Origin of the sequence: Shinella sp. JR1-6, assembly GCF_004284735.1 — a bacterium.
Classification (GTDB): domain Bacteria; phylum Pseudomonadota; class Alphaproteobacteria; order Rhizobiales; family Rhizobiaceae; genus Shinella.
The window spans coordinates 1-13,540 of the sequence record NZ_SHMI01000056.1; the positions used below are offsets into that span (position 1 = coordinate 1).

Annotated in this window: 11 protein-coding genes; 2 read left to right on the top strand and 9 right to left on the bottom strand. The window is 60.9% G+C overall.

Going from position 1 to position 13,540, the window contains the following annotated elements; translation table 11 throughout:
* The first annotated feature begins 238 nt into the window (after window positions 1–238).
* Window positions 239–367: a hypothetical protein gene (locus tag EXZ48_RS35860; protein ID WP_256370937.1), complete on the top strand. Its 129-nt coding sequence runs from the start codon at window positions 239–241 to the stop codon at window positions 365–367.
* Here the strand turns inward: EXZ48_RS35860 and EXZ48_RS33055 are convergent.
* The 9 genes from EXZ48_RS33055 to EXZ48_RS33095 form a co-directional block, all read right to left on the bottom strand.
* Window positions 364–705, bottom strand: coding sequence for a hypothetical protein (locus EXZ48_RS33055; RefSeq protein WP_130521262.1), 342 nt, complete (start codon window positions 703–705; stop codon window positions 364–366). The two genes, EXZ48_RS35860 and EXZ48_RS33055, sit on opposite strands and share 4 nt — an antisense overlap.
* A gap of 242 nt (window positions 706–947) precedes the next feature.
* Complete coding sequence (locus EXZ48_RS33060) at window positions 948–1,556, bottom strand: DUF4376 domain-containing protein (protein ID WP_130521264.1); 609 nt, start codon at window positions 1,554–1,556, stop codon at window positions 948–950.
* Window positions 1,557–1,585: 29 nt separating this feature from the next.
* Entirely contained in the window at window positions 1,586–2,797 is a 1,212-nt protein-coding gene (locus tag EXZ48_RS33065) for a hypothetical protein (RefSeq protein ID WP_130521266.1), read from the bottom strand.
* On the bottom strand, window positions 2,797–3,330 hold the full coding sequence (locus EXZ48_RS33070; protein ID WP_130521267.1) for a hypothetical protein: 534 nt from the start codon (window positions 3,328–3,330) through the stop codon (window positions 2,797–2,799). The genes EXZ48_RS33065 and EXZ48_RS33070 overlap by 1 nt, the downstream gene beginning before the upstream one ends.
* 13 nt (window positions 3,331–3,343) lie before the next feature.
* Window positions 3,344–3,784 carry a hypothetical protein gene (locus tag EXZ48_RS33075; protein WP_130521269.1) on the bottom strand — a complete coding sequence of 147 codons (441 nt, stop codon included), beginning with the start codon at window positions 3,782–3,784 and terminating at the stop codon, window positions 3,344–3,346.
* 17 nt (window positions 3,785–3,801) lie between these two features.
* The gene (locus EXZ48_RS33080; RefSeq protein ID WP_130521271.1) at window positions 3,802–4,992 is read right to left on the bottom strand and encodes a hypothetical protein; all 1,191 of its coding nucleotides are present in this window, start codon (window positions 4,990–4,992) and stop codon (window positions 3,802–3,804) included.
* Between the two features lie 3 nt (window positions 4,993–4,995).
* Window positions 4,996–6,312 carry a hypothetical protein gene (locus EXZ48_RS33085; protein ID WP_130521273.1) on the bottom strand — a complete coding sequence of 439 codons (1,317 nt, stop codon included), beginning with the start codon at window positions 6,310–6,312 and terminating at the stop codon, window positions 4,996–4,998.
* A 1-nt stretch (window position 6,313) separates the two neighbouring features.
* Complete coding sequence (locus tag EXZ48_RS33090; RefSeq protein WP_130521275.1) at window positions 6,314–7,855, bottom strand: hypothetical protein; 1,542 nt, start codon at window positions 7,853–7,855, stop codon at window positions 6,314–6,316.
* A gap of 2 nt (window positions 7,856–7,857) precedes the next feature.
* On the bottom strand, window positions 7,858–13,122 hold the full coding sequence (locus EXZ48_RS33095; RefSeq protein ID WP_245462422.1) for a phage tail length tape measure family protein: 5,265 nt from the start codon (window positions 13,120–13,122) through the stop codon (window positions 7,858–7,860).
* A 65-nt stretch (window positions 13,123–13,187) separates the two neighbouring features.
* Here EXZ48_RS33095 and EXZ48_RS33100 point away from each other — a divergent pair, with 65 nt between their 5' ends.
* Window positions 13,188–13,493 (top strand): heavy metal-binding domain-containing protein, encoded by a 306-nt coding sequence (locus EXZ48_RS33100; RefSeq protein WP_130521276.1) that lies wholly within the window; start codon window positions 13,188–13,190, stop codon window positions 13,491–13,493.
* Window positions 13,494–13,540: the final 47 nt, after the last annotated feature.

The following is a 13,540-nucleotide window of genomic DNA, read 5'->3' on the forward strand; positions in this document are numbered from 1 at the left end:
ACTTGCCTGCGGTGTCGCGCAGCCAGCAAAAGCCTGCCTCTCGTCGCCAAAACGTCCGGTGCTATGCATTAAGGCGGCTAAGCGGCTAGGTGTCTTACTTGGGGCGGATCGATGACGTTGGGAGATTACTCTTGAAATTCCCCCAGCTTCAGGCAAGTTCCGCGTGGAAGACGGCGTGCCGTCGGTCACAATTTGGATTCGGCAACCAACGATGCATGAAGCACCTTGGAGGTTACCTATGGTCTATGAATGGGACCCTGCCCGCGCAAACCGCGCGGAGAAGATAAGATTGATGACGCGGCTGGCGCTGACGCTTCTCGCGCTCGTGGTACCCGCCGCCTTCGTCCTCGCGACGATTACGACTTAAGTTGAGGGGAACAGGTCGAGATAGATGGCCCAGGCAATAGCGTGGACGAGGATAGGACCCACGAGGTCCAACAGGTTCTTCCAGCGAATCCACATGAGATACCAAGCGCGCGGCGAACCGGCCGGCAGGTCGAGCCCCGTCTCGCAGTCCCGCTTCTCCCGGCCGATATAGTAAGCCAGAGCAAGCCCGGAACCGAGGACGAAACCTTTGGATGGCGAATAGGACAGCCAGCCGAGGTCCGACATGCCGACAGAGGCCGCTGTGACGGCAATAGAAATAATGAAGGCCTCCAGCGCGTGGCCGAAGTTGCTCTTATCGACTTTGAAGGTGCCGATCATCGATTGATATCCTGATATTCGAGGGCGATCTGAAGTTTGCGCCAAGCACGATCCTCCCTTGACGTACAGGCAAATAGAAGTAGGCAGCACAAAGCCGCCACGGCTTTGCTAATTATCATGAAAGACCTATTTTTCTGGTGTTGGATCAATTGGAGGTCTAGATAGACCTGCTGACTCTTCGACATCAGTCAGCGAGAGGCCCGGTTGAGCTCCACGAGGGGAGGCTCCCGGGTCTTGATATTTCAAGGCCAATAATCGTTTTCGATGTAATCGAGGGGCCTTGGGCTCATGTCCTTCAGAGCCCTCCCCGCGAAAATGTGCGCCTGCTTATGCGCCATTGCCGCCTGTCCAAATGCGTAGACGGTTTGAGCATCCATCGCGTTGAGGGTGTTGTCAGCCGCGATCCATGCGAAATCGCTGTCACCACCGTGCCACCGATAGTCACCCGGCAACGCGCCCTGCATCATGGCGCCGAGCGCCGCCGTTCCAGCACCCATGATGTTTTCGCGATCTTCCGGACGGGACTGATAGACCACACCAGCAAAGGTGAAGCCCGCGGCGATGCGGCGATCACGCTCAGCATCCACCTGGTCTTCGGTCGGGCGCGGGATATCCACCAGCGCGTTGACGTAGCGCACCACACCCTCAACACGCTGAACGGTCGTCGAGGTGATCTGCTTGCCATCAGGAACAGGGTCCGCCGCAGCGATCATGTCGTCGCGCCAGAGGCCGACAGCCTCCAGATCGGCAGCGGACCAAAGCTGCTCGATCTCGCGCTGATAGAGCACGCCATCAATGGGTTCTCCCGCCCAGACCGGAAATGGCCCAGGCGCTTCACGATAAAGCGTCATAATGTCCCTCGAAAGAGTTGGAGCGCCGGCTAGGCGGCGATCAGGTTCGCGTGGAAGTCGGCGGCGGACATGATGTCCTGAACGCGGACTTGACCGGCGACGACACGTTTCAAATTGCCGTTAAAGTAGCCGCTCACCGTTCCGTTGCTGTTGAATGCGCCTACGATAAACGTGCGGCCACGGGCCGCATCCGGCATGTCACCGGGAGGTATGCGGCTTCCGACAAGGGCACCGTCCAGAAACAGGTCCGCCTGAGATACACTCTGATCACCCAGCAGAGTAAACGGTCCCGCGCTCGGCAATGCGCCCCCTGATGACGTGATCCCGCCACCACCAATGTTTCCGATAGGCACGCCGGCCGAATTGAGGGTGAGGTATCCTGCCTCCGTCCCGCCCGTTGTATTGTAGGCGCCACAGAGATTGCGAGTTGAGCCTGTTGAGCCACGCGTGAAGTAAGCAGACAGGAAATTTCCCGCATCACGGAAGTAGAAGTCGGTGTTCAGATAATCATTGACGCCATCAAAGGCAGCGTCGTTTGTTGTGGAATACCAGATTGGGCAGCTGTTCCCGGCCTGATATGCGTGATGACCGTCGATTTCCTTTATGGACGCGAGCGTACATTTTGTGACCGCACCAGCACCCCCCCGGCCGTAGACAACAACGTAACCCGTCGTTGCAGTCGCCTTGAAAAATCTCCGATGCAGCCCGACGGTTCCGGCCACGGTTTGCGCTGGCAGCATCTGTTGGCCGTTAGCGGTACTTCCAACGGAAATAAACAAGTTGCCCGTACCGCCAACCACATCCGAAAAATCGATGGTGACCTCATACCAGCGACCAACAATCATGGTAACTGGCGTGCTCGCGATAGGCGTAGAGCCGCCCGAAGCAGTGAATTTCAGCGTTCCAGCATCCCAAGCGATTGTTCCACCGGCAGTAAACTGGTTTGTCCAGCCGGTGATGTCGGTGTCAAAGGTGGAGTTTGCGACCAACTCGGGTTGCGCGGCCCGATATTCCGCAAGCGTCTTGCCGCCCCATTTGTGCTGGTCTAGCGCAAGGCCGACGGGATTGCCGCTGCTGACGGCAGGTAGTGCTCCATTTGCATCCTGGAACAACGTGGTCGTATCAGTGATATCGAACATGATGCCGTCAGCGCCACCAGCAAAAAGGGCAGCAAGATTTCGGAAAGCTGACTTCTTGCCGCCAGCCATCAATATGCCCGCGGCACTCAATCCCGGAAGCATCACGACACCTTCTTTCCGGCAAGGGCCAGCAACACCTTGCCATCTCCCAGCACCGTTCCGACAAGGACATTGCGGGCATTCGCCGTGGTATCCCATGCCGGGACCGCCCCCTCTGGTGTCACCCAGTAGGTCGCATTGAGGGCAAGCGTCCGGCCACCCGTCGCATCCTGCTTGATGTCGAGCACAACCGTCTGGCCCGACTTGACGTTGCTGGTCGCGCCCAGTGTGATATTGCCGGTTGCCACCCCGGATATCAGGCCGAGGAACGTCGCGAAGTCGAGCAATACCGTGCCGGTGAGGTTGCCAAGGTCGACGGCGCCGGCAGCACTCCACACATTGCCGGACGTGAGCACCTTCCCCGCCTGGGCGCCTCGAATATTCGCATCAGAGGCGGTGTCGCCGGCCAGGAAGGCGCTGTCAGCGAGATCCTCTACGCGCCCGCGAACATCCGCCGGTGAAATTTCGCCGGAAACGTTGTCGGGCAGCGCGGTCGCCGCGTCGGCCTTGAGCTGCGTGCGCGTACGTACAGCCATGTCGATCCCTCCATCAAACCTTCAGGACGCGCCAGATGCCGTTTGACGACCAGCGGATCACGAAGGGAATGCCATCGTCTGAGGACTTCGGTCCATCGAAGTTGATGAAGAACAGCGGCGCGTCATCGGGATCGCTGTCATCGTAGACCACCGCGCCATAAGCGGGCCCGATCGGGCCGCCGGTGGCGGTCACCTCGATATCGTCGGCATCGAGCATCGAGCCGCTGGTTTCGACGGTCGTAACAGTCGCATTGGCAATCGCTCTCCCGCCGGCCGTCCAGCCATTGCCCGAGACCTCGAAGGCCCCGGCATTGGTGACCTGCGTCAATTCCGTGTTGGCGGCCGTGAAGCTTGCGCTGTCGCTCAGAAGCATCACCTTGAGCGCGGCGAGATTGATGGTGCCGCCGTTGATGAGCGTCGCCGTGTGATTGTAGGGCTGGGTGGTAACTGCCATGGGATGATCCTTTCCGATCAGGAGAAACCGGCACTGAAGCCGGAGCCGAATGCGCCCATCGGCTGCGGCGGATAGAGAGCGAAAGCAAAGTCGCAGGACGGAACATCGATGGCCGCACCGGTGACGATGTCGGGCGCGAAATCCGTGAAGGTGAACTCGACGAACGGAACGTCGACTTCGGTCGGGTTGCCCAGCACCGGCAGATAGGTGACGAACTGGAACGTGGTCGCCGGCACGTCGATCGCGGCCCCGGTAACCACATCAGGCGCGAATGCCGCAAAGGTGAAGGTGCAGGCCGGAACGTCTATGGCCGAGCCTGCGATGATGTCCGGCGCGAACGCCGCAAACTGGAAGGTGACGGTCGGCACCACGACCGCATCTTCGACCACCGCCGCGGCCGCTACCCGCTCCTCAACACCGAAACCGAAATTGGAACGCCCGACCACCGCCTGGGAAAGCGCGTCCAGTTGCGTGATGGTCGCGAAGAACCGCCGCGCCTGTGCATTCGTGCGGTCACCTGGCTCCGGTATGATGAAGACCTCACGGTCGAAGCCGACATAGCGTAGGAAGTCATAGACCGATCCGAACGCTTCCGGGTCCGGCAGATAGTCGAACGCACACTGCCACTGGCGCGGGTTGATGCGCCGCCATTGCACCGATTTGCCGGAAAGCGTGCTGGAGGAGAGCGTGTTGTTCCGAAAAGTTAGCGTCGCGCCATAGGAATAATTGAACGAAGGAGACAGGCCCTCGGCCAGAAACAGCCGCGAAACCTCAATCGATCCGGCTGGATTGAGCGGATCGTCAATCTCCACCAGCCAATAGCGCGCCGTCACCGGCTGATCGAACGCCGCCGACAGAATCGGCGCCCTTTCGTCGTCTCGCCATGTATCGCCGGCCTCGCCGCCATCGAGCCAAGAGGTCTGGAACAACGGCGCGCTATAGTCGCTACCCGCGTAGGCGGAAACGCGCACGCGGCAGGTCGTCGTCGCATTCGGCAGCGCGAGAGCAAACCCGCGAACATCCACAGCCCGCCGCATATCGACACGCATCCGGGCGTCCACTACAAGCAACGTGGCCGATCGGGCTATGCTCGAATATCTGTCGTTCTGGACATTGCCGAGGGCGACATCACCGCCAGCAATCCAGTTCCCGCCACTGAGGATCGCCCGGTCGGAGGATGGACGAAAGAGAAAGACAGCTTCTGACATCGCTCACCCGCAGAGATAGATGCAGGCCAAAAGCTTGACCTGGTCGGAATAGTCGAAGGTCGCGGCCTGCGTCGCCTTCGCCACGGTGCAACGGCGCTGTATATCGTCGGCCATGCCGTGTTCATCGTTCTGGCGCTGGCCCTTGCCGCGCATCGACGATGTCGAAATGTAGTCGCCGACGGCGATATCCCCGCTACGCCCGCAGACAAGGATAAGCCCCTCGCCACACCCATTGACTGTCAGGCGCTGGTAGTGTTCCGAGAGCCAGCTGCGTACCGGCGTCGGCGGGTCCTCGGACCGGACGGGGGGCAAGGCTGCAACGTCGCCCGTCGGCAAGAACGGGCGTACGGTAGACACGACACCGTAAGCGCCGCGCTGCCGCTCCTCGGTACTGACAGTCACCTCGAGCAAGGCGTCATCGACACCTGATTTCGCGATCACGCGTCCGGTGGAGCAAACAATCTCGCCAGGGGAAACCGGATCGCCAAGTGGCAGGACCGCATCATGCGCACCGGTGAACGGGCCATAGGTCCCGCGCACGGTATAGGCCGCATAGCCGCCGTCCGCGCTCGCCCGGCCGAGAAAGATCGCGCCGCCGCCCGACCCCATGTTCTCCGCTCGAACGGCATCACGTCCAGAGCCGCCGGCGAGGTTGAGGACGTGCAAAACGGCCGGGTTGATACTGTCCCCGGAAAGGCGTGCGGCCGGGCCGTTGCCGTCGTTCTGCACGGACATTACTGACGCGGGTCCGAAATTCCCATAAAACGAAGCGACGGTGTTTCCGGAGATGACGCGCAGCTGTGCTGCAATTTGGCCGGCAGCATTGTAGATATTGAGGGCGTTCTGCGTGCTGTTGAGCTCGATACGCGCCGTCGCCGTCGTCGTGCGGATCAGCGATCCGGTGATTGTCGATCCGGTTATACCGATCGCCGAGAAATTCCCCGACGTCACCGAGCCGGCATCAGGGCTCACTTCCGACAATGAATTCGCGCTGGCAGGCGTGCTGGTCGTCGTTCCAAGGATGCCGGCCGTCGCGCTGGCCGGAAACCACTCGCCGAAATTGCCCGAGGCATCGCGCGCACGGATCCAGTAGCGCCGGGAGGTGGACCGGGCAAGGCCGGTGCGCACATACTGCGACCCGAAGATTTCAGCGACCTTGACAGCGGTGCCCCGATCGTTGGCCGTCGCCTCCCAGATCTCCACCTTGTCGAGGCGCAGATAGGGCAAGCAGCTTGCTTCGGTCACCGACCAGCCAAGCGCAATCTGCCCGACGCCGCCAGTGGCCGCCAGCCCGGAAACGGTAATCCCGCTATCCGCCATCTCAACCCCAGACCGTCAGGGTGACGGTGTAATCGCGCAAGGTTTCCTCTCGGCCGATCACCACCATGTCGCGGCCCGCCTCGTATCCCCATCGCGGCAGGACGATCTTCACCGTCTTCCCGAGCTGGAAGGCGTCCGCATCCGCGTGGGGCATCGAGAAAGACAGGATGTCCCGCCGCACGCTGTAGAGATCAAGCCAGCGGGCCGCCTCCGCCTCTGCCGCATCCTGGTCAACGATGAGGGTGGAGACCCGCATTTCGGGCGCGAGCAGATGCTTGACGCGGACCGCGTCGTTCTCGATCTTTTCCTCGCGCATCTCGGCAGCGAGAAACGCCCGCCGTGCCATCTCGACGCAGCCGCCGAGCTGGGCATCATCCTGAACCTGCCAGTTGCGGGCATATTCGAGAACGACGCGCCACGCCGGCAGGCCGCCGTCCGTATCCGTCGACGTGATGATGCCAAGGCTGTCCTTCAGCATGTCATCATCGTTGATGGTGCCGACTGGCACGCCGGGCGCCAGCAAACGCCCAGCCTCAAAAGCACCGTCTGCACCGGGCATGATCCACCCGCCGACCGACGCCAGCACATCCCCCATGGCGGCAAGCCCGGCCGTCTGCGTGTCGAGCCACATCCCGACCTCGATCTGCGCCGAGGCGTCCAGCGCATTGAAGCTCGCGACGTTGACATTGCCGGAGCCGGTCAGGCCCAATTTCGCCAGCATCCGACGCACGACGGCGCCCGGATAGCGCGCCGCAGCGGTCGCCCCCTCCAATACATCGGCCGTTACGACAAAGGCCGGCGAGCCGCCAAGCCGGAAGAGACCGAGGGCAAGACAGGTATCAAACCGTCCCGGCCGGATCGTTGCCGCCTGCAACGCGGCAATATTGGCATGGTTGACGCCGAGCGTGAGCGGCACGCCGCCGTCATAGACCGCGATCGACGAGACAGCCCCGTCGTGCACCTGGTAGATCAGGTCAAAGGCATTGGCGAGGGCCGGCGGCACATTGAGGCAATGACCGAAGCACAGCGGCTTGACGCTGTCTTTCAGGTCGAGATTGCCCTCGGCCGTCGGCCCGGCCGAAACCGTCGTGCCGGCATAGACGGTCTCCTGTATCGGCTTGTCGATGGACCGGCGGCGATCATAGAAGCGCAGCCGAAAACCAAGCCAGGCATTGTCGGCATCCAGCCGTTCGACCGTCCCGCGAAGAACCGTGATCGCGCTAGAATACGGAGCCCGGCGCGACGACAGCCGCTTGACCAACACGGTGCGCCCGTCGAAGCCATAGTCGATCCAGCCATCAAGCTCGCCATTGGCGTTTGAAAGCTGGATCTCGCCATAGCTGACCTCGGATCGCCCGGTCGTTCGCGCCGGCCCGAACAGGTGGCGCACAAAGCTGCCCGGATCCGCCACCACGTCGAGATAGTGCGCGTTCGGCGGATTGTCGCCGGGGCCGGTGTTGTAGCCGCAGGTGCCAACACGCAACACCTTTTCGGCATCGCCGACCCAGGCCGCGATTTCGATGAGATATTCAGGGGCGTTCATGCTTACCTTCTCAGGCTTTGCTGGCTGACCTTCCGGCCGACATCCTCGGTGGCACGGGTTCCGCCTTCGACCGCACTCGCAACATGCTGCGCCCCGGCCGAAACAATCTTGTCGCCTTCCTTCCGCTCGGCCCGCAGCGCCGCGACCTCATTCCGCAAGGCGCGAAGCTCGGCCATCATCGCCGAGTTGTCATTGCCGGGCAGCGACCCAGTGCGGTTGATGTAGTCGAGCGTCGGCGATGTACGGTTATTGACGCTGGTCGCACGGGTGACGAACTCGCCGCCGGCAAGCGCTATATTGCCGCCACCAGCGTACCGCGCGAGGACGCTGTCCCGATCATAGATGCCGTTTCCAACAATCCCGCCGTCGGCATAGGCGCCAACAATCCCTCCGAATTGCATGCCGGACTTAGGCATCAGGCTCTTCAGGATCTCGGTGTAGGCCCGGGCGAGCATATCGTATTCCTTGCCGGAACCGGCCGACGCGAAGGCACTCCAGACGCTGGCGATCTCGGCCGGTGCAACACTGCTGCCGGTCTCTTTCTTGTAGGCCTGGAGCTGACCGTAAAAATCCTTCACCGACTTCGACCAGTGCTTCGACGGATCGAACTCCTCGCTGGAGCCGCCGAGACCATCGAGCTTGTCGATCGACGACTGCAGGGCGGCGATGGCATCCGCCACCGACATCACGCTATCGTTGATGTCGATCAGCTTGGACACCTGATCCTTCAGCGTCACGAGCTGCTGCTCGGACGTGGACAGCTGCCCCTTCGCCGACGAAAGCGCCTGATCGAGAATGGCCTCCACCTGGGTGAAGATCGCAAAATACTGCTCGCTGGAGGCATAATAGGCCCGCGCCTCCTCCAGATACTGCCGCGACACATCCTCTAGCTCGCCCATCGCCGTCTCATCGCCGGCAAGGGCCTTCTGCGACACTTCCTGGAAACGCTTCTGCGCCTCCGCGAACTTGTCGAAAGGCGACAACGGAGAGAGCTGGTCGTCGAGTTTCAGGGAAACCTTGAATTTCTCGATGCTGCTGATGAAGCTCTTGAGGCGGCTGATCGTGCCCTCAATTGCGCGCGCCTCCTCATCATAGGCTGCACGCAGGTCCGCCTTGGCACGATCAACCTCCGCCTGCGCCTCGGCGATACCGCCGGAGGGCGAAATCCCCTTGAAGACCTTGGCGAGATCCGGGAACAGCTTGGCAAGGTATTTCAGGTCGTCGCCGGAAAGACCGGCCTCGCGCGAGATTTCCCGCAGCGACAGCGTCAGTTCAGTGAAGGCCATGGACGTGTCGATGCCCAGTGCCTTGCTGTCCTTGAGGCGCTCCTCGTAGAGCTTCATGGCGTCCATCACATCATTGATGTAGCCGGCGCCCGAAAGCTCGTTGATCGATCGGGTGAGATCCTTCACATAGTCGTCGCGCAGCTTTTTCAGGGCCTCGGAAAGACCCTTCGCAATCGCATCCGCAGCCTCATCGGCCGTCATGCCGAGCTTTTCGAGTGTGGTCTGGAGCCCTGCCGCCGTGCCTTCCAGCGTCTGGATGGCCGTCTCGATCTGGGTAAACTCCTCCGCCCCCGTCAGCTGGCGCAGCGCCATTTCCTGCGCCGCCTTCTGGGCGCCCTCGATAGCACGCTGCAGTTCCTTCTCGCGCTCCAGGCGCTCCTTGATCTGATCGGCCGTCAGGATGTTGCCGAGATCATCAAAGACGACACCGAGGTCGGTCATCTTTTTCATAAGGGCGTCAACGGACGAAAACGCGGCAACCTCATACTGCTCGGATCGCGGCCCGGTCATCGTGAACGCTTCGATGCCGAGCTTCTTCAGCTCGTCGGCATAGCGTGTGACCGCGGTGCGATAGTCCTGCGAGATCGGGTCATAGTAGCGCTTACGCTCGTCATCCTGCCCGAGCTTGAAGGCACTGGTCCCGGTGGAGTTGTCGGCCTCCTTCTTCGTCAGCTTGGCCTTCTCGTAGTCGCCGCCCGTCTCGGCGAACCATTCCGCATCCTTCACGAAGCCGACGAGCGTGTCCGACAAATCGCTGATAGCCTTCTGCGCACGCACAAAGGCACCATCCATGCCGTGCCCGCTCTCCATGGCTTTCATCACGCCATCGAGCCCGCGCCGCCAGTCGTCGACCAGGAAGTTGAAAAACGTCTCGGAAGCGAGATCGAGTTCCTTCACCAGCGCGCTATCGCCGGCCTTCGAAGCCAGCTTGCGCGCCTTGGCGATTTCGTCGCTCATCTGGCGCCAGGCGCTTTCGGATTCCCCGGATGGGGTGCCCATGGCCGCGTCAATCAGGGACTGGATCGCGCCCCGCTGCGATTCAAGCTCTGCCCTCGCCTGCTCTTTTTCCTTCCGCTTCTGACGGCTCCTGCCGAAGATACCGCCAAGGATGCCAAGGACTGCACCGCCGATGATGCCAATCGGCCCGGCCGCCGAGCCGAGGCCAAGCGCAGAGAGCGCCGGAGCAGCACCAAAACCTGACATCGCACCGGAGAGGCCGCCCATAAGCGGATTCCCGGACTGATAACCGCCGGCAAAGGCACCGAACGCAGCGCCGCCGAGACCAAGCAAGGCCTCCAGCTTCCCCATCTGCCCTGTCGCGCCAGGCGAATCCATGCCCTGCATAGTGGCATTCTGCTGCACCCGGCGATTGGCATCGACAACGCCGTCGGAAACACCCTGACGAAGGCTGCCCGGATAGGCATCCACCGCCGACTGCACCTTGCCCACATACTGCGGGACGGTGTTGTAACCATCGCTGGCGTTGCCCGCGCGCGAGATCGGACGCCCGGAAAACCACACGGACGTAGCATCGGCCATCGAGCCGAATTTGTCGGCGGACTGGCTGAACTTGGCATAGAAAATCTTGTCCTGCGCCGACTGATCCGCGAGGAATTCCTTGATCGAGAGCGACTGCCCCAGAACTTCCTTGGTCCATGTCGAGATATTCGCGCCCATGACCTGATAGGCGCCATAGGCACGGTCGCCGCAGCTCGTCACGGGGCCGACTGCGCCGTAATTTCCGGCATAGGAGCCGCTTTCGATCTTACGGATTCCTGCCGCCCATACGTCGAGGCCCGACTTGAACCCGGTCGTCACGGTCGGCGCGACGGCGCCACCGATCTCCCGACCGATCGCAATGGCCGACGCCTTGGTATCGGCAGCAGAACGGCCACCGAAACTGGAAAGATCGAAGATGGATTTCCCGGCCTTCAGGTTCCCGATCATGCGATCGAGACCCATCTGCGCGAACTGCTTGCCGATATTGGCAAACAGCTTCATCAACTGCTCAGTCGCATCGCCGGATTCATAGAGAATATCCAAGAGGCCGCCGAGCGCATTCGCGCCGATATCGCCGACCTCCTGCAATTCATCCTGTGCCGTGCGCCACTGGTCATTCAGACGGATCTGGTCTGCGATGGCGTCGTCCATGTGCGACTTGTATTCGTCACCATAGAGGTTGCGCATCTGGGAGGCGACGCGCTGATCGACCGGGCTGCGGGCCATCTGCTCCCGCTCGAAAAGCAGGTCAGATTTTACCCGCGCCTCTTCCAGAGCCTGCGCAAGCTGCCCATACTCCTGCGCCAGGCCGTGGATCTCGCGGCGCTGGTCCGGCGTGATCTTGCCGAGCTTTTCCATCGTCTGCGCAAGCAGGTCCTGCTCAAAGCGCAGCGCGTCCGCCGCTGCTCCGCTCGACCCGGCAAGCTCCAGTTCAAGCCGCATCTGGTCAATGCGCTGATTGGCAGTAAGGATAAGATCTCGGTAGCCTTCCCTCAGCTTCTGGAGTTGCTTTTCCTGCTTCTCCGCACCTGGCAGGCCTTCAAGCTCGATGAGTGGGCGAGACGAGGGAAAACCGGGAACGCGAGGAATAAAGTCATCTGGAGACAGAAGTTTCCCACCTTCAGACCAAAGAGGCGACAAGCTCGGAAGCGACGTGAACGACTTGGCCTCATTCGCCACGTCGCGCATTTTAGCGGCGACGTCCGTCAAGTAGTCCAGCAGCTCCTTAACCTGCGGATTCGCCTTGTCCTGCAGGATTGAAGACAAGGAAGAAATTGCTGAATCCAGACCAAACGTCGGGTCTTTGCCCGCCTCGATAGCTTCCTTGACGCCAAGCATGCTTTGGCGGAATGCGCTAGCTTTCTCTATGTCGGCGGAGTTGATAGCATTCGATAAATTGAAGTCGGCATCCATCCGACTTATAGCGCCGATCAACCCATCCATCTGACCTTTGAGGCCTTTGATTTTCATTTCAGCCGCGACAGTCGCTGCCGTATGCCTGTCTTGATTCTCACGGGCACGCTCAAGCTCTTCGGAATATGCGCGGAGGGCTGGGGATGCCTCTTTCCACCGAGAGACCACCGCATTGATGAGGTCTTCTTGCTTACGCAGCTGGTCTTCAATCTTCTCCGCGCCGTCATCTGCCGCTGAGAAGTATTGAATAAGCGCCGCGCCTGCAGCGACAATACCGATCGTCACCAATGAAACGGGGCTGATGACAGACATAAAAGCGGCCGCGATGCCTCTGATGGGACTGCTCATCCCGCTCAGGACGGCGGATAGCTGCGTGCCCTGCTGCAAGGCGATCTGCAGCGGGCTCATACCCATCGCAGACGTGACAGCAATGTCTTGGAACTGCGCCGCGATATTGGCGGTGTTGAAACTGTTCGCCCCCGAGGAAGCGAGCGCGTCATTCGCGGCCTTCGCAGCCCGAGTCGAGGCGGTCACTTCTCGAAGAGCGTTCGACCTACCCTTGATCGCAGCAATGGAAGTGAGCGTGGCTTGCCGCTCTCGACTGATCGCCGATGCCATCTCGGTAGCAGAAATTGCTCCAACAGCGTGAGCTTGACGGATTTCTGCGAGCGCGCCGCGGTATTGCTGAATAGCCGAAAACGTCGGGTTGAACTTGGCGCGTAGGCGGTCGAGTTCCTGCCCATAGGCGGCGATATCCGCGCCACGACCGAAAGAGGCTGACATGCGCCGCTCCGTTTCGGTAAGCCGCTGGATTGCCGCAATATGCCGGTTGATCGCGCCAACCGAGTTGTCGTTCGCGTAGACCGTCGCGTTGATCGACGCTTCCATCAGCTTTGTCGCAGAAGATACGCCAGCCATGCTTTTCCCGGCACGAGCAGCGGCTTTACCGGTCTCATCTACGGCCTTCTCCGTCTTCGTGGCGGCCACCGTAAGGCGATCGAGATCAGACGCTGCCTTTGCCGCAGGGCTGCTGTCGATCGCAAGGCCGAGCGTTGCAAGATCGGTCATGCTTTACCTTTCGAAAAGCCGCGAGCTAATGTCGCGCTACTGCCGGTCCGACATGGAGAGAGACGATGCCGCATTGCATTTCCTGCCGCGAAGAAAAGCATTCCGTGAATTCTGACGGCATATGCTATCAGTGCGCACAACAGGTCGCCGAGGAGGCCGACCGTGAGAAGCTCCGAAGCATCGTCTTGACAACGGCGCTTGAGATCCCAAAGCGATCAATCGACGCTTCTCTAGGCGTTGTCGCCACGGAAGCTGCCGTCGGCTTAAGCATCTTCAAGGACATAGCCAACAACTGGCGCGACTTCGTCGGCGGACGATCCGCGACCGTTCAGAGCGCGCTAAGAGTCGGTCCGGAAAGTTATTCAGTTTGAACAGAGCCTTCTCAGCATGAGGCGAATGGATGCCAATTTGAGGAAGG